15 protein-coding genes are annotated in these 20,425 nt (G+C 54.7%); all 15 read left to right on the top strand.

Annotated elements, in window-relative coordinates; genetic code table 11:
• Positions 1 to 13 precede the first annotated feature (13 nt).
• The 15 genes from NL510_RS21750 (at position 14) to NL510_RS21685 (ending at position 20,414) form a co-directional block, all read left to right on the top strand.
• Positions 14 to 3,385: an ImcF-related family protein gene (locus NL510_RS21750; protein WP_253380293.1), complete on the top strand. Its 3,372-nt coding sequence runs from the start codon at positions 14 to 16 to the stop codon at positions 3,383 to 3,385.
• Entirely contained in the window at positions 3,386 to 5,005 is a 1,620-nt protein-coding gene (tssA, locus tag NL510_RS21745; RefSeq protein WP_253380291.1) for a type VI secretion system protein TssA, read from the top strand. It begins immediately after the preceding gene.
• 84 nt (positions 5,006 to 5,089) lie between these two features.
• Positions 5,090 to 6,859 carry a type VI secretion system baseplate subunit TssF gene (tssF, locus tag NL510_RS21740; protein ID WP_253380289.1) on the top strand — a complete coding sequence of 590 codons (1,770 nt, stop codon included), beginning with the start codon at positions 5,090 to 5,092 and terminating at the stop codon, positions 6,857 to 6,859.
• Positions 6,823 to 7,902 (top strand): type VI secretion system baseplate subunit TssG, encoded by a 1,080-nt coding sequence (gene tssG / locus NL510_RS21735; protein ID WP_253380287.1) that lies wholly within the window; start codon positions 6,823 to 6,825, stop codon positions 7,900 to 7,902. Before tssF ends, tssG begins: the two co-directional genes overlap by 37 nt.
• Positions 7,903 to 7,978: 76 nt before the next feature.
• On the top strand, positions 7,979 to 8,506 hold the full coding sequence (gene tssJ, locus NL510_RS21730; protein WP_253380285.1) for a type VI secretion system lipoprotein TssJ: 528 nt from the start codon (positions 7,979 to 7,981) through the stop codon (positions 8,504 to 8,506).
• Positions 8,507 to 8,510: 4 nt separating this feature from the next.
• Positions 8,511 to 11,042, top strand: coding sequence for a type VI secretion system Vgr family protein (locus NL510_RS21725; RefSeq protein ID WP_253380283.1), 2,532 nt, complete (start codon positions 8,511 to 8,513; stop codon positions 11,040 to 11,042).
• Positions 11,042 to 12,325 (top strand): VRR-NUC domain-containing protein, encoded by a 1,284-nt coding sequence (locus NL510_RS21720; protein ID WP_253380281.1) that lies wholly within the window; start codon positions 11,042 to 11,044, stop codon positions 12,323 to 12,325. The genes NL510_RS21725 and NL510_RS21720 overlap by 1 nt, the downstream gene beginning before the upstream one ends.
• 9 nt (positions 12,326 to 12,334) lie before the next feature.
• Positions 12,335 to 13,561, top strand: a complete 1,227-nt coding sequence (locus NL510_RS21715) for a DUF3396 domain-containing protein (protein ID WP_253380279.1) — start codon at positions 12,335 to 12,337, stop codon at positions 13,559 to 13,561.
• Between the two features lie 2 nt (positions 13,562 to 13,563).
• Positions 13,564 to 14,013 carry a type VI secretion system baseplate subunit TssE gene (gene tssE / locus NL510_RS21710; protein ID WP_253380277.1) on the top strand — a complete coding sequence of 150 codons (450 nt, stop codon included), beginning with the start codon at positions 13,564 to 13,566 and terminating at the stop codon, positions 14,011 to 14,013.
• A 14-nt stretch (positions 14,014 to 14,027) separates the two neighbouring features.
• Entirely contained in the window at positions 14,028 to 14,498 is a 471-nt protein-coding gene (locus NL510_RS21705) for a hypothetical protein (protein ID WP_253380275.1), read from the top strand.
• A 129-nt stretch (positions 14,499 to 14,627) separates the two neighbouring features.
• Positions 14,628 to 15,026 carry a YdcA family protein gene (locus NL510_RS23125; RefSeq protein ID WP_436298708.1) on the top strand — a complete coding sequence of 133 codons (399 nt, stop codon included), beginning with the start codon at positions 14,628 to 14,630 and terminating at the stop codon, positions 15,024 to 15,026.
• 67 nt (positions 15,027 to 15,093) lie between these two features.
• Positions 15,094 to 16,338, top strand: coding sequence for a GIY-YIG nuclease family protein (locus tag NL510_RS21700; protein WP_253380274.1), 1,245 nt, complete (start codon positions 15,094 to 15,096; stop codon positions 16,336 to 16,338).
• A 47-nt stretch (positions 16,339 to 16,385) separates the two neighbouring features.
• Positions 16,386 to 17,765: a VasL domain-containing protein gene (locus NL510_RS21695; protein WP_253380272.1), complete on the top strand. Its 1,380-nt coding sequence runs from the start codon at positions 16,386 to 16,388 to the stop codon at positions 17,763 to 17,765.
• A 171-nt stretch (positions 17,766 to 17,936) separates the two neighbouring features.
• A complete protein-coding gene (locus NL510_RS21690; protein WP_253380270.1) occupies positions 17,937 to 18,680 on the top strand; it encodes an SANT/Myb-like DNA-binding domain-containing protein in 744 nt (247 codons plus the stop codon).
• Positions 18,681 to 18,800: 120 nt separating this feature from the next.
• Entirely contained in the window at positions 18,801 to 20,414 is a 1,614-nt protein-coding gene (locus NL510_RS21685) for a carbamoyltransferase C-terminal domain-containing protein (protein ID WP_253380268.1), read from the top strand.
• The last annotated feature ends 11 nt before the right edge of the window (positions 20,415 to 20,425 follow it).

The raw sequence follows: 20,425 nt of genomic DNA, 5'->3' as shown, positions 1-20,425 counted from the left end.
GCTCTCCTCCGTTATGAAAATCGTATCCACTTTTCTGCTTGCGCTGCTTCTGGGCGCACTATCTGTCTGCCTCATTGGCGGCGCACTCTTGTTATGGCCGGAGTGGGTTAAGGACACCTTCAATATCGGGCCATTCAGTACGACCGGCATAGTGATAATCAGCCTGCTGCTGATGCTGGCAGCATTGATTATCGGCTGGGTGCTTGAAACCGTATTCGCTAAGAACGGTGATAAACAGGGAAAGCTGAATGTGGTCGCCTCCGGACAGCAGGCTGCTGCATCCCAGCCTGAAGCAAAGCATACCGACGCGGACACCTCCCGGTTTGTGGCTGAGGCGCTGGTCGATCATCTGCGCCTGCGCTACCGCCGTCGCTGGAAAGCCAAAGTTCGCCTGTTGCTGGTACAGGGTACCGACAGTGATATCGAAAAGGTGTTGCCGGGTCTTAAGGGCGATCACTGGCAGGAAAGTGACGGGATTGTGATTATTTACGGCGGTCTGGCGGAAAGCGTGCCCGATGATGAGTTCCTGTCCGTGCTGAAAGCAGTACGACCACAGCGTCCGCTGGATGGCGTGGTGCAGGTGATGAACACGGCTGCACTGCCCGATACAGCGAAGCAGGACACGCTGGTGCGTGTACGTCAGAAAACCGATACTCAGTTGGGCTGGCAGCTGCCGGTCTGGCTGTGGCTTGTCCGGGAAGGCTCCTGGGACCAGGATGGAGTGGGTGTACCTCCAGCCGGCGCGCTGTTTGGTCCAGGTGCGACAACGAAAGAGGTCCGTTCGACATTGACCTCACTCTCGTCAGACCTGCAAACCCCAGGCGTGTCGGCGCTGCTGGAGAACTCTCAGCACCACTGGCTGTTGAGCCTGTCGAAAGCCCTGCGCGGCTCGTTGCGACGCTCCCTGATCCCGCTGCTGACCACGCTGATGTCAGGGCCAGCTCCATACCGTCTGCGTGGGGTGATGTTCAGTCCGGCATTGCCAGGGACCGAAACGGTGCCGCATGCGCGCCTTTCACCACCGGTCTGGCAGGCGCTCGAAAACGACAGCCTGCAGGTGCATGCCCGTAAAATCGGTTACCACCGGCAAAAGGTGCTGCGCCTGGTGCTGCTGGGACTGGTTCTGCTCTGGGGGGCGGGTACGCTACTGTCCCTGTCCGTCAACCGCACCCAAATCTGGCTGGCTCAGGATACGGCCCGGATTGCTGCTGACACTAAACATCCTCTGTCGGATCGCCTGCGTAACCAGTTAGCTCTGCAGCAGACCATCGCCCGCCTGCAGAACCGCGAAGTGCACGGTGCGCCGTGGTACACCCGCTTTGGTCTGAACCAGGACAGCGACACGCTGAAGCTGCTCTGGCCATTGTATGCCCGTAACAATCAGGCGCTAATGCGTGATGCACTGGCTGACGAACTTCACCGTCAGCTCAACGCTTTCGTGCAGTTGCCTCCGGCAAGCGATGCGCGCACGTCTGCCACTCAGAAGACCTACGGCCTGCTTAAAGGCTATCTGATGCTGGCCCGTCCAGACAAAGCGGATGCGGAGTGGCTTGCCGGCAATATGCTGAAGGCCTGGCCGCAACGCAGCGGCGTGCCGGCAAGCGTATGGCAGACCCAGGCGCCGAAGCTGCTCGGCTTCTGGGCGCAGAACTTACCGGCACACCCGGAGTGGAAAATCTCTCCTGACCGCGAACTGGTGGGCACAGTACGTCAGATCCTGCTCAAACAGATTGGTCAGCGCAACGCTGAATCCGGTCTGTATCAGGAGATGCTCGGGCGCATTGCCCGAAACTGGCCGGATTTAACCCTGGCGGATATGACCGGCGACACGGACGCGTCAACCCTGTTTTCTTCTGAGCAAGTGGTGCCGGGGATGTTTACCCGTCAGGCATGGGAAGAGCAGGTTGAAGATGCGATTGATGAAGTGGTGGAGACCCGCCGCGATGAAATCGACTGGGTGCTGACCGACAAAACCCTTCAGCCGGGCAGTGATGTGTCACCGGAAGCGCTGAAACAGCGCCTGACCGAGCGTTACTTCACCGATTTTGGCAACGCCTGGCTGAATATGGCCAACAGCATCCAGTGGCATGAAGCCGCCTCGCTCTCCGAAGCGATTGCCCAGCTCAACCTGCTGGCGGATGTACGACAGTCTCCTCTGGTGGCGTTGATGAATACCCTTGCCTGGCAGGGTCAGACGGGTGCCAAAGGAGAAGCCCTGGCTGACACCCTGGTGGATTCGGCGAAAAAACTGGTGGGGCGTAAGAAAAACGCAAAACAGTTTATTGAACAGGCGCAGGGCCCCAAAGGGCCGCTGGACGGCGTGTTTGGTCCGCTCACGGGCCTGATGGCCGGGAAGGACGGTACTGGTTCGAACAGGAACCTCAGCTTCCAGTCCTGGCTTGCCCGTGTGACCCAGGTGCGGCTCAAACTCCAGCAGGTGACCAGTGCCCCCGATCCGCAGGCGATGGCGCAGATGCTGGCCCAGACCGTCTTCCAGGGTAAAGCCATTGACCTGACTGACACCCGTGACTATGGCTCTCTGGTGGCGGCAAGTCTTGGGCAGGAGTGGAACGGCTTCGGGCAGGCGCTGTTTGTGCAGCCGCTCGACCTGGCCTGGCGTCAGGTGCTGGCTCCTGCCGCAGGTAGCCTGAATGCCCGCTGGCAAAGCACTATTGTTTCGCAGTGGAACACCGCCTTTGCCGGACGCTATCCGTTTAAGGCCACCGGCAGCGATGCTTCACTGCCACTGCTGGCCCAGTTCCTGCGCAGCGACTCCGGGCGCATCGCGACATTTATCAAAACTAACCTCGGCGGCATGCTGCATCAGGAAGGCAGTCACTGGGGGGTGGATCCGGCTGCCAGCCAGGGGATGAGCATCAGCCCGGCGTTCCTTACTGCTATCAATAAGCTTGCCGATATCTCGGATATCGTCTTTGCCCAGGGCGATGCCGGGGTTCATTTTGAACTGATGGCCCGGCCATCGCGCGATGTGGCCCGCACCCAGCTGACGCTGGATGGCCAGAAACTGGATTACTTCAACCAGATGGAAAGCTGGCAGAGCTTTACCTGGCCGGGTAATACGTATTACCCCGGTGTGGACCTGAGCTGGCGTTCAGTGAACACCGAAATGCGCCTGTATGAAAGCAACCAGGGGAACTGGGGCTTCATCCGCCTGCTGGATAAGGCGCTGATCACTCCGCTCGACAGCAGCCGCACCCAGCTGGTGTGGATCACCCCGGACGGTAATCCGCTGAAATTCATTATGCGCAGCGAACTCGGTGACGGGCCACTGGCGCTGCTCAAACTGCAGGGCTTCAGCCTGCCGCAGACTATTTTTTCCGTGGGCGCGACTGATGGCTCACCGACCCTTGCCGGAGACGAATAAATGGCGACTGCAGAAACGCTCCTGACCCTGTGTCTTCCGGATGCGGGCCAACGTACCGCACTGCTCGCTAAGAGCCGGGAAAGCCTCTCTCTGTGGTCGACGTGGCTGACACCACTCCCGACCGGTCATGGGGCCGGAGATGACCCGACCTATGAGGATGATTTCCAGCTGATGCGCGAGGAGATCAACAAGCTTTCCGGCACCGATACCGACGTGCTCTGCCGCCTGGCGGAAAGCATTCTGACCCGACATGCCCGCGATATCCGGGTGGTGACCTGGTATGCCTTTGCCCGCCTGCAGCGTGACGGCGATACCGGGCTGACGGACGGTATCCAGCTGCTGACCGCCATGCTGGAGCAGGCGGGGCAGCACTGCCACCCACGGCGAGGTACCGCCCGTTTAGCGGCGCTGGAGTGGATGAACAGTGAGCGCATTATGGATGCGTTAGCACGCTGGCCGGACGTGACGCGTGAAGAGACCGCCAGAACGGCGGCGGCCCTGTCCCTGCTGGAGAACGCGCTGGAACAGCTGCCAGAGGCGGAACGCCCCACCCTTGCCGGGCTACTGCGCATGCTGGAAACCCGCCTGGCCGGTAGCGGCGGGCTGGATACACCAGTGGCAATATCAGGCCAGGATCATGCAGATGAAAGTACCCACAGCACACCGACGTCAGGCGCTGCTGTACCGGAAACCGCAGCCGTCAAATCGGAAGTGGAGCTGGTTCGTCAGCTGCGCGTGCTGTCCGGCTGGGTGGTCGATCAACCTCAGGGCTGGCTTGCCGCCCACCGGATGATGAAAGCTGCCCGCTGGGACCTGGTGACGCAGCTGCCGGCACTCGATGCGAGCGGTCGCACGCGCCTGCTGCCGCCAAAGGCTGACTATCGCGCTCAGCTTAAACGCCTGTACCTGCAGCAGAGCTGGACCGAACTGGTGGAACAGGTGGATGTGATGTTTACCGAAGGCGGTAACCGCTTCTGGCTCGATTTGCAGTGGTATCTGTGGCAGGGGCTGAGCCGCGCAGGGAACCCCTGGGAGCAATGGGCCGACTATATTCTGAGCGACCTGAAGCTGATGCTCAAACGTCTTCCCGGCCTGGAGACACTTTCCTGGAACGACGGCTCGCCGCTTGCCGATGAGGTGACGCTGAACTGGATAGCCGAAAAGGTCAACGATGACATGCCGGGCTTCAGTGACGAGCCGGCAGTGGCCACTGCCGCTCATGCAGATGACATTCTGGCACTGGAAGCGGAGGCGATGGAGAAGGGCGACAGTGAGGGACCTGAGACGGCACTTAGCTGGCTGCAGAGTCGCCCGGACATGGCTTCACCCCGCAGCCGCTGGTTGCTTCGCCTGCTGATGTCGAAGGTGGCCGAGCAGTACGGACGCAATGAACTGGCGCTCCACCTGCTGGGTGAACTCACCAACAGTGCACCAAACCTGACGCTCAGCGAGTGGGAGCCCGGGTTGCTGTTTGACGTCCATGCCCGCCGTCTGCGCCTGCTGCGCATGAAAGCCGGGCGCAGTGAAAGCGATAAAGCCCGTTTTGCCCCGGAAATGGACAGTCTGCTGGCCGGTCTGATTGCCCTCGACCCGGCACGTGCGATGGTGCTGTGCGGATAAGCCTTCCCAGACATTACGGGTCATCACCCCTGATGACGCCTTCTGTTTTCTTTTTGATATTTTCTACACCCAGGATGTCCGTACATGGATGATTTAACCCTGCGTTATTATGAAGCCGAGATGCGCTATCTGCGCGAAGCCGGTAAAGAGTTTGCCCGTGCCCACCCCGACCGCGCGGCTATGCTCAATCTGGATAAAACCGGGGCCCGTGACCCGTATGTGGAGCGCCTGTTCGAGGGCTTCGCTTTCCTGATGGGCCGCCTGCGTGAAAAGCTCGATGATGACCTGCCGGAACTGACCGAAGGGCTGGTCAGCCTGCTGTGGCCGCATTACATGCGTACCATTCCGTCGCTTTCCGTGGTGGCGTTCACGCCGGACTGGCGACAGCTGCGTAAAATGGAAGTGCTGGAAAATGGCTTTTCCGTCCTGTCTCGCCCGGTCGGGCCGGATAACACGGTCTGTCAGTACCGTACCACCCGCGAAGTGCCCCTGCAGCCGCTGCATTTAAGTGAGGCACGCCTGCAGACCGAGCCGGATGGCCGCGCCGCCATTCGTCTGCGCTTTGAGTGCCCGGACAAGGTGGACTGGTCGAAAGCCGGGATGGATAAGGTCGCCATTTACCTCGATGCCGACAGCCCAGTGGCGTCGGCCCTGCACCTGGCCCTGACCCGTCGGGTTCAGGCGATGTATGCCCGCCACAGTGAAACCCGTACAGAGCGGGTCCGCTTTGAGGGCTGGTGCAAACCGATGGGCTTTGATGACGCCGACCGCCTGTGGCCGAAAGGCGATTCTGCGTTCAGTGGTTACCAGCTGCTGCTGGAGTATTTCAGCTTCCGCGAGAAGTTTATGTTCGTAGAGCTTAAAGGTCTGGAGCTTGCCGGCCTTAGCCAGAAAACCACCTGGTTTGAGACCGATATCGTACTCGACGGCGGCTGGCCATCAGACATGCCGTTTGAGACCGATAATTTCCGCCTGCACTGTGCGCCGGTCATTAACCTGTTCTCACTGGAAGCCGACCCGCTCACGCCTGATCCGCTGCAGAATGAATACCTGCTGCGCCCGATGCGCGTGCAGGACGGGCATACTGAAATCTACAGCGTGGATTCCATTCACGGTGCGGTGAAAAACGGCAAACATCCGTACGTGCCGTTCACCAGTTTCCGCCATCGCGGGGGCATGATGCGCCACGATGCGCCGGAGCGTTACTTCCATACCCGCATGAAGCGTGGCCCCTCGGGGCTGTATGACACCTGGCTTATCCTCGGTGGAAAGTCATTCGAACTGGAGCAGTTGTCACAGGCTCCGGAGTCGCTCTCCATCCGCATTACGGGCACCAACGGCCAGCTGCCGCGCCGTTCTCTTGAAAGTACGTTGCTTGACCGGGTGGTGAAGGCGGGCAAGGTGCCGGTCAGGGTGCTGAACCTGAAGGTGCCGACTTTGCCGCTTTACCCACCGGCGAATGACCGCTTCCACTGGCGGGTGATGAGCCACCTGGGCTCCAGTTTCTTAAGCATGATGGATAACCCGGAAGTGCTGCGTGGCACACTGGCGCTGTATGACTGGACCGACGATGAGATGAATCGCCGTCGCCTGGAGGCAATTGTGGCGGTGAAGCACACGCTTATTCGTCGATTTGAGAAGGGCTTTATGCTGCGCGGGGTCGACATAGAAATCACCCTCAACGCCGATAACTTTGCCGGGGAGGGCGATGTCACCCTGTTCGGTGAAATGCTGCACCGCTTCTTTACCCTCTACGCCGATGTTCACCTCTTCAACCAGCTCACGCTGGTACTGCAACCCACAGGGAAACGACTGCGATGGAAAGAAAATCACAGCCAGCACATTCCGGGCTGACGGAGCGGCTTCGCGACGACATCTGGCGGGTTAATTTCTACCGCTTCTGCCAGTTGCTGGAGCAGGAAAACCCGGATGCACCGAAGCTCGGTAGTACCGAGAAACTGTCCGCCGACCCGGTACGCTTTCGCCCGTGGCCGGGGATGGGCTTCCCGGTCAGCGAACTCAAAGCGGTTGAAACCGACGAGGACTACCCGGACCTGTCGCCGACGGTGCGCACGACCTTCCTCGGAATGTATGGCGTGGATTCACCACTGCCGACGGCGTACCTTGATGATATCGCCCAGCACCGGGAAGGGCATGAAGCCACCACCGCGTTTCTCGATATCTTCAGCCACCGTATCCACACCCAGTACTACCGTATCTGGCGCAAATACGCTTACCCGGCAACCTTCGAAGCCGGTGGCGTGGATGACACTTCTCAGTGTCTGCTGGGGCTGGTGGGTCTTGGCATCCCGGGTACGGCGGAGCAGATTGTCACGCCGGTTTCCCGCTTCCTGGCGCTGCTTGGCACCATGCGGCTGCCCACCCGCAACGCCGAAGGGATACGCCAACTGGTGAGCCTGCTGGCCCCGGAGACCCGGGCTACGATTATCAGCCCGGACCCGGTGAAGGTTCCTGTGGAGAATCGCAGTGGGCTCGGTAAAGAAAACCGAGTGTCCCTGTCACAGCGTGCCTCGCTCGGCAGGACCGGGAAAGAGGCCTGCAGCCGTATCCTGCTGATGCTGGCGACTGACAATCCGCAGGAGGCACAGGGCTGGTTGCCCGGTGGTCAGCTGCACACCGATATGATGGTGCTGCTGCGGGTGTACATGGGGTACCGCTCCGATGTGCGTCTTCGTCTCACGGTGCCGGTGAGTTGCCTGCCCGAACCCCGTCTGGGTAAGGCGCACCGGGTGCAACTGGGACGTACCGGCGTGCTGGGCCTGAAGCGGGGCAAACCCGCAACCCGCACGCACCTGACCGTGAGCCTGGGCACCTATGAAGGGCTGACCTGTGAGACCCTGCGACCGGCAGAACCCGGTGGCTACCGTTTCGACTGATATTCCGGAACGCAATACCCAACACCAGACACATTCAACACGCCCCTGTTTCTGAAGGCTGAAAAGGACTCCCCGAATGACTTTCGCTTCCCTGTCGCGCAGCGCCGCACTGATGCTGCTCTGTTCCCTGTTGACCGCATGTGGCCTGACTCAGGCCGTGTCGGACGGCACGGTCAGCGCAACCAAAGTCATCTTCTACAAAAAAATAAAAGTGCTGCACCTGGACTTCGAGCCACGTGCCGCTGCCAATGCCGATGAAAGCCAGACGCCGCTTGCCACCATGGTGCAGGTGTACCAGCTCAAAGACAGCCGGAAGGTGGACGCCGCCGACTACCAGAAACTGCTGCGTGATGCAGATAACACCCTGAAAGAAGATATTGTGGCCAGCAAGTCACTACTGGTGATGCCTAAAGGCAGCGTGACTCTCAATATGCCGATGAGCGAAGAGGCGAAATTTGTGGCGGTGGTGGGGCTGTTTAATCGGCCGGATATCAAAAACAACACCTGGAAGCTGGTACTGAGCCGCGACGACCTCGACCCGGACAAACCGCGCACTATTCAGCTCAACAGCACCGGGCTGACTCTGGTTCCGGTGAAGGAGTAAGGCAATGGATATGACGTCAGATAACTGGCTGGCGCTGTTTGACGGGCAGACCCGCTACCGCCTTGAGATTAACGACAGCCCCCTGAAGCCTGATGTGCTGAACTTTCACGGGCGCGAAGCGCTGAATGCGCCGTTTAAATGGCGCATTGAGTTCACCACGCCACAGAAAGGCATCAGTCGTGAAGATGTGCTGCTGAAGTATGCCACCCTCAGTATGCTCTCAGGCCGTGTAGTGCAGGGCATCATCACCGGCTTTGAGGTCCTCCAGGAGACCGTGGACCAGACGCATTTCGCTGTGACGCTCTCCTCGCGCCTGGCGCTGCTCAGCCACACCCGCCGCTGTGCGGTCTGGCAGAATGTTTCGGTGCCGGAACTGGTGGAGCAGGTCCTGCGAAGCCACGGTCTGGAAGGGACAGATTTTGAGTTCCGGCTGGAACGCACTTACCCGGTCCGCGAACTGATTACCCAGTGGCGGGAAGCCGACCTGCAGTTTATTCAGCGAATACTGGCCGAAGACGGCATCTGGTTCCGCACTGGGGTCAACACCACCACCGGGTTGGACACGGTGACCTTTGGCGACAGCCAGCTGCAGTATCAGTTTGATGTCCGCCTGCCTTACCGTGAGCCTTCTGCCCTCCATGACGGCGCAGTTGAAGCCGTATGGGATGCCAGAGTGTGGCACCACACGGTGACCGGCAGTGTGGCCACCCGTGATTACAACTACCGCACCGCCAGCACACCGATGGATGCAAAGGTCAGCGTCAGAAACGGGGCGGCCATCACCGGCAAGCACTATCACTACGCGGCCCCATACCGCGAAGCCGGGGATGACACCACCTCTGAACCGGAAACCGAAAGCGGGGCCTTTTACGCCCGCATTCAGCATGAACATGCGCTTAATAACGCCATTCGCCTGCACCTCTTCAGTAACGCCAGTCACCTGACGCCGGGCATGGTGCTGGAGACCGGCGACAGTGATGTGCCGGAGCTGAAAGAAGGTATGGTCATTACGCTTACCACCTTCCGCGCAGCCCGTGACACCCGTCTGCACGTTTCGGTATGGGGGATGCCGTACAGCGAGCAGTTTTGCTTCAGACCCGAGCCTGCACCGCGTCCACTGATTGCCGGGACGCTGACCGCCCGTGTCGAGAGCGACGAGAAGAATGCGCTGTATGCGCATCTCGATGAAACGGGGCGCTACAGGGTGAAGCTGGACTTCAGCCGCGAAGATGCCGACCAGGGCTATAACTACCTGTGGATACGCCAGGCGAAGCCGTATGCTGGTGAAACGTACGGCTGGCATACGCCGCTGACTGACGGCACCGAAGTGGGGATTGCCTTTGACGGCGGTGACCCTGACCGCCCGTACATCGCCCATGCGTTCCATGACTCAGAACATCCGGATGTGGTCACCCGCGACAACCGCAGCCAGAACATCCTGCGCACCGCGGGTCAGAACGAACTGCGGATGGAAGACCAGCGCCAGAGCGAGCATATCGCGCTCAGCACCCCGTTCGGAGCCACTGCGCTGAACCAGGGACACATCGTTGACACGGAGAACGAACCACGGGGAACCGGGTTCGAACTGCGCACCGATGAGTTCGGGGTTATCCGTGTGGCAAAAGGGCTACTGGTCACCGCCGATGGCAAAGTGCACGGCGAAGGCGATGTGCTGGATATGGACGTGGCACTCCGGGAGATTGAGGCCGTCCGCGTACAAATTGAGGGGCTTGCCAGCGCGACCCGCCAGGCAAAAGCCCTGGAAGCTGATATCGCCAGTCAGCAGGCGATGTTCAGCACCCGCCTGAAAACCCTCAATGAGATGATCCACTTCTCAGCACCTGAGGGAATAGCCTTTACCAGCGCAGAGCATCTGCACCTGGCGGCCACGAAGAATGTCGCCCTGAATGCCGGTGGTGATATCAGTATCGGGACCCAGGCGCATATCACCGGACTGGCAGGCGACAGCGTGGGATTGTTTGCCCAACACGGTAAGCTGAGCCTGATTTCGGCTCAGGGTCCCGTACAGTTTCAGGCGCAGAACGGCGTGATGCACCTGAGTGCGGAGCAGAAACTGACCCTCATCTCTGCCAGCGAGATGCTGCTGGCCGGTAAAAAGCGAATACGCCTGGTGGGGGGCGGGAGCTCCATCCTTATCGAACAGGGACAAATCAAATACGAGACTGCAGGTACTTATACCCGCAAGGCCAGCCGGCTGGATACGGAAGGTGGGGGCAGCCGGCCACTTGTTTTCCCTGAGATGGGCATTTCACATGCTTATTCTGCTGTTTATCAGTTGCAGGATGAGCAGGGCAGGATCCTTGCAGGAAGGCCCTATCACCTGAAAACCCCTTCCGGGCAGGAAGCGAGCGGATTCAGTGATGCAGAAGGCCGGACCGTAGCGATATATACCCGTGAGCAGGAAGCCGTAGACCTGCATGTCGTACCGGACAAGCCGCAGCCGGAAGAGTCTATGTGGTTTATCGGTAATGGCGACCAACAGCAACTGGCAACCGAATACAGGGAGGATGTGTAATGGAACTGCCCGATTTACCCAATACCCCGAGCGCTGACATCCCCACCGGGACCAATAATCAGCCATGGGACTGTACGACAACCGGCGTTGAGATGGTGGAGAAACAGTCGCGTTTGCCGACGAGCGATAACCGGCAATACCTGCACATTAAGGTGGAGTACGCGATGCGTTTTCCACGGTTGTCGGCAGAAATCCGTCGCAACGGCAAAAGCTTTCAAATGAGCCTCAAGCAACTGATGCTGAGTGGGCTTATCCGGGTGGATGAGATCAAACGCGATTATCGGTGGTGGTATAAAGCCGAAGTGCCGTTTGATATGCGAACGACTCCGCCACGCCCGTTTCTCAGCAGCACGTTACTGGACGAAGGTGCAGGCAGGCGGCACACCATCAATCCTTTCCCGGTGCCGGGGAAGGGTAACTACCGCCGTCCGGATATCATTATTGTGAAAAACATGAATGATCGCTGGCCGGGGCTTACCGGCCCGGATACGGAAGGACTGATGCACGCTGATAATCTGGAACGCCTGGTGGAGGTAAAGTTTCCGGGAGATAGGTTGGAGCTCGATCAGTATGATGAATATATGTTTATTGTCGGTGAAGACCCTAATCGCATGACCATTCTTGAGATCCACGACTGTCGGCCTGAGGAACAGCAGTGGAGCGATCAGGTCGTCAATATCACGATGAAAGCCTGGAAGACCAGCGGGGCGAAATACTGGCCACTGTTCCTGTACCCGCCCATTTTCACACCACGTCCACCTGCCACCCCGGTGCCGGCGAAAATTGAGCCCTGGACATATGCCGGGAAAGCCGTGGCAGACCTCAGTGAGGGGGCTGTCAACAATATCGCAGCCGGCTGGCATGCACTGTCAGAAGAGATGCAGCAAAAGCTCAGCCAGACCGCGGGCTGGCTGAATGACAGCGGAGAATGGGTATACTCTGAGGGGCATAAGGCATGGCGTTGGGTCAGTCAGACAGGGTGCTCAGCGGTGTCATGGACAGATGAACAGCTTCGTGCTGCATGGCTTAAAATCCAGAAAACCACCGATATGACGCTGGATATGCTGAAACAGGTCGACTGGGTTCAGGTACTGACGGATGTGGCTGTCACGGTTGGCGTGGTACTTGTCACAGTTGGTGTGGGGGCGTTGGTGGTGACGTTAGGTGTTCCGGAAGCGCTGCTGGCCGCGTTTTTACTGATTATTCGGCTGGCGATTACTGCCTGGGAAGCGCTGGCAGCCGTACTGGGTGCCGGAACTGTCGGTGCGCTGGCAACCCAATAAGGAACGATAATGGAACTGAATGATTTAGAACTGAACTATATTGAAAAATGGTTGCCGGAAGCGTCCGTGAAGTATAAGGATGGTAGTCAGGCGGTGAATCTCGGGCTGATAATCACCGTATTTTTTAAAGATGGCTATTTGCCAGAAGTGCGTCAGAAAATGGTGGGGTGCGTAGATCGCTATTATGCCGAATTCAAACCATATTTGAAGAAAACGCTGACACCAAAATGGGTTGGGATTACGGAAAAAAACTATCAAAAAAAGCGACAGGCTATCCTGGACTCGTCTCCGGAAGAGATCTTTTCCTGGTATCTGGGAAGTGAAGCGACAGATTATCATGCCCCCGAATATGAAATACTCATCATGGGCAAAAGAATTTTCCGCAATGATACTGATCGCTCCGTTATTAAACTGGTATTTCCGTTCTCACTGTTGAAAGAGTCTGATGGCAGGGAGCGTTATCAGGCCTGGCTGATGTGGCTTTGCAGTACCTTCTGTGTTGAAAGTGGTTATGCAGGCCTTTCATTTATTCTGCCTTACGAATTTCATCGTATGTTCCCCTACGAATACAAACTGGCCCAGCGTTTTCCGGGTGTAATGGTGGATTCTATCGGCACACTTGATGGCAGAGTTGTCGTCAACAATCTGAAAAGTGTTTGCTGGTATACGATTCTGGGTAATTCATGGGTGGATAAACTCGGTGGCGCAGAGAGGCTGGCTCATCGTCTGAAACAGACTCCGGAAATTGAACTGCTGCCATATGATGGGGGACTTATCCTAAAGGCTGGAGCGTTACCGCCTGGTTTGGGTGAGGTGCAGACGGAAGAATTACCGCTATTACTGGTGAAAGTAAACCAGATAATTAAGCCTGTTCGCTTTGATGGTAAGCGTTCTCTGCATTTCTACTCCGAACACGAGAATTTCCAGTTCGATGATGAGTCCAGTTCGAAATGGTACAGGCGTTTCGATGAAGCCAGTGCTGCGCTGGATAAAGACGATGAAGGTAAGTCCTGGGAGCCGGTCAGGATCACCTGCTGGAGTGGCGAAACATCACCGTTTGACGGTCGATGGGCCTCCATTGTTAACGGGGCGACGCAGTACACCCAAACCCGCGTTGGGCAGTTTATGCCGCAGTATGAAGATAAGAATGGTCAGAAGCACCCGGCCCGTTGGTCACTGCTGGAAAGGGATGATGGCGGCAGCGTGTTTGACATAGCTCCTGATGAGGGAAATTGATCATGCCGCGCAATTCGCCCTCATTATGCGAGATGCTTTATGGCAATTTTGTCGGTGATCTCGACCTTCAGCATATCAGTGAAGAAAATCAGGTCATTTTGTCGGTTCTGGACAACATGCAACGGATCCTTAACTGCCGTGCAGGCACGCTAGCGCATTTGCCGGACTATGGCCTGCCGGATATGACCACCATTCTACAGGGGCTTCCCGGCACCGCATATAAGCTGATGTCGACGCTGTCTGCGGTCTTGCTGAAATATGAGCCGCGCCTGAAGTCTATTGAGGTGCTACTGCTTGATCAGGAAATTCCTGGTGAGCTCCGCTACGCCATTGATGCAGAACTTAGCGGTATTGGTCTGGTGCGCTATGGCACTGAGTTTATGCCGGAGGGGCGGGTAATGTTACGCCATCTTAAGCAACAGCAGTATATCGATACTGCAACCCGTCTGTAAGGCCAGAGAGCATCATGTCAGTAAAATCACAGTTTCTCGATAAATTGCAGACCAGACAGTCTGCTCCGGCTTCATCTGTCAGTAAGAGTCAGGCCGATATAGCTGAGTTTTGCCTGCGAATGACGCAACTTAAGGAGCAGATGGACGTGTGGCTGGAAGGTACCGGACTAAGCGTGGAGGCGTACAATACATCCGTTACGGATCTGCTGGTGGAGAACGGGGCTTTTGAGATTACCGCCCTCGTTCTGCGTATCGACGACCGGTCTGTAAAATTTGTGCCGGCGTTCCTTTATGGTCAGGGTGTGACCGGGTGCGTGGAGGCGACTTTCCATGATGGGAGGCATACGACTTCACTGGGACGTTTATTCATGCGGTCAGTAATGGTGAACAACTGGACCTTTATTCCGCCTGGTGTTTTATCCCGCCCAGGGCAGGGTTTTGATGAGAGCACTTTTTTTGGTTTGATTCTGGCGCTCCTTCCATAGTGCAACTGGAATGAGCAATAGTTATATATTTTTTTTGCCTGTCAGTCATTGCATAATTACCTGGCGAAACAGTTAATGGCTGACGGAGAACAAAGCCACAAAATTACGGAATAAATTACGGATATGGAAATGAGGAAATTAATCTTCCTTCTGGTTTCAGGAATACTTTTTACGGCACAGGCTGATGCTGCGCGTGGAAGGCAGCCCTGCTCAGGTTCAAAAGGCGGTATAGCGCACTGCACATCGGATGGACGCTTTGTCTGTAATGACGGGAGTCTGAGTCAGTCGAAACGATTCTGTTCCGGGTATGGTTCCTCAGCAACCAGCAATCCGGTAAAACCGTCCACTTCCACCCGCAAAGCTAAGGCGAAAAAAGTGACAACTGCGAAAAAGCAGGAGCCGCAAAGTGTTGCAGAAAACGACGAGCCGGTCAGTACCCAACCCCGACAGCCCACATGCGCTCCCCTCTATATGGCCAGCAAGCCCGGATACACTCATTTACCGATTTGCTCTGGGAATCAGTATTAAAAAGATTCTCTTCCCATTATTCATATTAAATCGTCAGGGTAAACATAAGAAAGGAAAGAAATAAAACATGGCAAGAAGAAAAAAAGATGACAATGCAGCAGGTATCATCCTAGTTATTCTTGGCGCAATTGCCTGGGGTGTTTATGTCGCGGTAAGAGCATTAATCAATCTTAATGAGCAATTTATTGAATTTGTTTCTAATCCGGCTGGCGTAATCGGTCTGTTCTTTGGCTTACTGATAGCAGTTGCGCTGATAATGCGGGTTTTCATTTACCGGGGCTTCCGGAAGAAAACCGCGGAGCTCGAACAGGCTGCGTCTGACCTGGCACAGAAAGAGAAAGCCTTTGAAGAAACGGTCAGTACTGAAGTGGCTCGCGGCCTGTATCAGGAAAAGAAACAGCTTTCCGGCCAGTGGGATGACTTTCACAATGCCAGAAACAAAGCCTCCCGCGCACTGCAGCGTATTGTGGACTCCGCGTATAAATTCAAAGTCAAAACACTGCTTTCCGGCACCACGGTAAATAACTGGCAAAGCAAGTACGACCAGCTCAGGAAGGAAAAAGAGGCTTACGCTGCCATTAGCGAGAAAATCACCTTTCTGGAACTTGAGGATAACGCCGACTGGGAAGGCGTAAAACAGCAGTTTCTGGATAAGGTCGCCATGCTGGAAAAAGCGCAGGAAGAAAAAGAATATCAGGCTGAGCTCAAGCGTCAGATGCGGGAAGAAAAACAGCGTCAGGATGAGCTGGAGCAGCAGCAGCGCGAAGCTGAAGAGGAGGAGCAACGCCTTGCTGAGCAGCAGCGTTTACTGGAAGAAGCCCTGCTCGCTGCTGAAGGTGCTCACAGGGAAGAGCTGGAAAGACAGCGTCTGGCGCTGGAGCAGAAAATCCAGGATGTGCATCAGCAGTATGAACGCGCCAAATCCATGGCCCAGCTTACAAAACAGGGGCATGTGTATGTGATTTCGAATATCGGCTCCTTCGGTGAAAACGTCTTCAAAATCGGCATGACCCGACGACTGGAGCCTATGGAGCGTGTGAAAGAACTGAGCGGGGCAGCCGTGCCGTTTGATTTTGACGTCCACGCCATGATTTCCTGTGATGATGCCCCCGCGCTTGAAAAGACACTTCACGACCATCTGGAAAGCTACCGTATCAACAGGGTTAACCTGCGTAAGGAATTTTTCCGGGTCGAGCTCAGCAGAATTATCGATGAGGTGGAGCGTCACCACGGGCAGGTTGAATATATTGCTGACCCGGTGGCGCTGCATTACCTGCAGAGTCTCGAATATGTAGAAAGCGAAGCTGCATAAGCGTTAATCATCCCTATTCCCGAACGCGTCAGAATGGACAACTGGTCATGAATGACATTACCCAACGTAAGATCAAAACCGGCGGTGACCCGCGCACACTACCGGATTATGCCGCCTTACGTGATGAACTGAGTAAGCTGACGCATCCGGCGCGTCCGGATGTGAACTGGCATTATGTCGAAAAACTCTGTCTCTCACTGTTTGAGCAGAACGGTGTTGAGTTGCAGACGGCAGCCTGGTATACGCTTGCGCGTACGCAACTGGCTGGCTTATTCGGGCTCAATGAAGGGCTGACGATACTCGAGGCCCTGATAAGCCATCAGTGGGGGGCACTGTGGCCTCAGCCAGTCCATGCGCGCATGGAAATTCTCAGCAGTCTGAGTCAGCGTCTGCAGCAACGAATGCGCTCGCTCCCGCTGAATTACAGCAACCTCAGCCAGTTGTACCGGGCGGAGCAACTGCTTACAGGTCTGGGGGAGGTACTGCAGCGTCTGGAGCTTAAGCATCTGAGTCAGCTCGATACGTTGCGTACCCTGATGCACAACAGTGCTGTTCGGCTGGAAAATAGCGATGGCATAACCACTACCGGGTCTAGCATTCAGCCTGGTATCGTATTGCCTGCCACCGTGATGAATGATGCGACAGCATCCACGGGAGACTTTGCTGGTGGACCAGATGAAGATAAGCCAGAGAGTGCAGTGAAGTGGGTTTACGTTGCGCAACCGGAACCGCAGTCGAATGTGGAAGTGCTGTCGACAATGCCTGTTCCGGTTAAAAAGTGGAAATCCTTCGCTGCCGGCATGTGTACCATGCTGGTGATAAGCATAGTCTCAGCGTGGAGCTGGCATTTTCTACACCGTCCAGACCCTCTACAGACTCAGCTTGCTGCTTCACTGGCTCCGTTCCCTGCACCTCTCACGTCTGAACAACTGGGGATGTTGCGTCAGCAAAGACCGTTACCGCAGGATCTTATCGCACAGACACAGCAGCAGCTTACCCGGCTGGATAAATTACCTCCTGACTGGAATATCACTTACGCCAGAAAACTTATCGAACAGGTTCAGTCGTTGTGGCCGGAGCAGGCTAAGCCTCTGACACAGCAGTGGCAGCAACAGCTTAACGTCACAACATTGTCAACTGATGCAATGAATGGATGGCATGAGGGTATGCTCAAACTGCAGGATCTGACGGCACAGCTCAATACCCTGGATAGGCAAAAAGGAAAGTATATTACTGTCAGCGAGCTGAAATCACAGGTGTTTGCTGCTACCCAGGCATTCAGTAAAACTGTGCCCGTTGAAGAACAGCTGCGGCAGATGAGCATTCGGGAAAACTCAGGGATGATCCCGTCCGCGCAAAAAATCCAGACAGAGCTGCGCCTGAAGCAGCTAATCAGTAGCTACTCGACGGTGACGGCAGATCAGTAGGCCAGTACCCGCATTCTGTTATTGTGTAAAAATACACTGGGTTGATCAGATTACTGTCCCTGCCTGCTGACAGAATCTGCTACAGAGCTATCACCGGAGTAAGGATAAGAACCGATGCCAGAGAAGACGCGGCGAGGCCGAAACCATTTGTCCCCATGGACGGTAGAAGAGATGAGTTTTATTGAAAATAATTATGGAAAATTTTCTGCTCAGGACATTGGTGATACGTTGGGGAGAAGCGCAGGAGCCGTCAGAGGAGTAGCGCGAAAATTAGGGTTATCCACTCTCCGGCCTCCGGTGTGGACGGAAGAGGAACTGGCGCTTATTCGTGTGAATTATTACAAGGGTATTATGTTTGTTCATTCGCTTCTGCCAGGGAGAACAATATATGCAATTCGCATTCAGGCAAGCCTTATGGGCGTGACGAACGCCTCCTGGGGCGACGAGGAACTGCGGAATCTTGAGGCGCATCATGGCAGTGTGCCCATTGCGAGAATAGCGGCATCGCTGGGCCGAAGTGCCAAGGGCGTCGCTGATATGGTCAGAAAAATGGGCCTGGCAAAGCGACCTGAAACCGTCAACGTTCCCTGGTCAGAGCAGGAACTGGAAATATTGCGGGCCCATTACGGTTCTGGTGCATGGATAACGCGTGTACAAGCCCTACTTCCGGGACGCACTAAGGGAGCAATCGGTGTACAGGCCAATAAAATGGGGATAAGAGAATCCCAGAACTGGTCACCTGAAGAAATTGAAATTTTGCGAGAATACTATCCTTATCCAGGTTCAGAAGTTGCCAAAAAATTACCCCACCGAACTGTGGCAGCAGTTAAAACTCAGGCCAGTCGGCTGAAAATTAAGAAGTTTCATAACAGGAAAACGATTTTCGATTCCAGTGTGAAGGAGGTTGATGAATAACAAAAAATACGCATCTAAGTGTATCGTTAAAGCCAGCGATGTTGTGCGTTGAAAATTTATAAATTAATACAAGTAAGAATGGATGACTAACTTTTAATTACATATAGAGGTTATGAATTAATGAAAATTCTCTCTTATAATCCAGGACATGATGGTGCTGTAGCATTTCTGGATAATGGACGATTAATTATGTCTATTGAAGCAGAAAAAGATTCTAACCATCGCTATTCTCCACTTGGTATTTCGAACGTATTAGATGCTATTGGTGAAATCGACGATATACCAGATGTAATTTGCGCAGGGGGATGGTGGCCCAGGGATCATGATGAATATTTAAATGGTTCGAAAATTAACGTTGGTTATCGGGGCATCTCAGATACAGATGTCATGGTTTCAGAAAGACGATTCCTAAAGAAGAAAATTAAATATTATTCGTCTTCTCACGAGCGAGCACACATACTTTGTGCATTTGGCATGTCAGACTTACCAAAAGGAACATCCTGTTATGCTTTGGTTTGGGAAGGAGGAATCGGAGCATTCTACGAATTAGATGCAGATCTGAATATAACGCTCATTGGCGATGTTCAAAATCAGCCTGGTAACCGCTATGGTATTGTTTATGGGTTAGCCGATCCAGTTTTTTCCAAAGACAGTGCCTACCCTCGCTTCTCAGATGCCGGGAAACTTATGGCGTTGGCATCTTTTTCAAAGAGAAGTATAGCCTCCCCGGAAGAACAAGAACTCATCGACTTTCTGTTGAATGGCCCTGCCAGAAAACTTAGCGACTATGCGAATATTGAAAAAGCTCCGCACTATAATGTTGGTCTGGACGATAAAGAATTTCGTAACTTTACTGGGATATATAGTGATGCACTGTTTAATGTTTTTTATCAGTTTGCAAAAGACAACTTAAAGAAAAGGCAACCACTTATTATTGCTGGCGGATGCGGCCTGAACTGTGACTGGAATACTAAATGGAGGGAGACAAACCTTTTTTCTGAAGTTTTCGTTCCTCCTGTTGCTAACGATTCCGGTGTTGCTATAGGCACTGCGATTGATGCTCAGTTCTATTTTACAGGTAATCCTAAGATTGAATGGGATGTTTACAGCGGATTAGATTTTAGAGCGGATAATACATTCTGCTCAGAGAAATATGATGTCTATAATGTCGACAATGATCAGATTGCTGACATGCTGGCTAACGATCTCATCCTTGGTTGGGTGAATGGAAAATATGAAATAGGTCCACGCGCGCTGGGCAACAGATCCATCCTTGCTGCTCCTTTTCAGGAAAGTACCAGGGTTCGTTTAAACGAAATCAAACAACGTGAACAGTTTCGCCCAATTGCTCCAGTTTGTCTTTTGGAGGACGCTGAAAAGTGGTTCGGCTGTAATAACGAAAGCCCATATATGCTCTTTACGCATAGAGCAAAGACTGAAACCCTTGCAGCAGTCACGCATGTTAATGGTACTGCGCGTATTCAGACCGTTACAACTGCAACAAATAGTAATCTTCATAAATTACTTTCAGCATTTAAAAATCGGACTGGTTATGGTGTCTTGTGCAATACATCCCTCAACTTCAATGGGAAAGGTTTTATAAACAATATCAATGATCTGGCTGTATACGTTCAGGAGCATCACCTGGATGGGTTTGTGGTAGAAGGTCAGGTATATCTTTTAATTGAATCATCACGTTATCAGGCATACAAGGAAAGCCAGTTGTTTTTATGAAAAATAAAGAG

The organism is unidentified bacterial endosymbiont (assembly GCF_918797525.1).
In the GTDB taxonomy this organism is placed as follows: Bacteria; Pseudomonadota; Gammaproteobacteria; order Enterobacterales; family Enterobacteriaceae; genus Enterobacter.
Note: the sequence above shows the minus strand (reverse complement) of the source record. Positions and strands in the feature narration are given on the sequence as shown.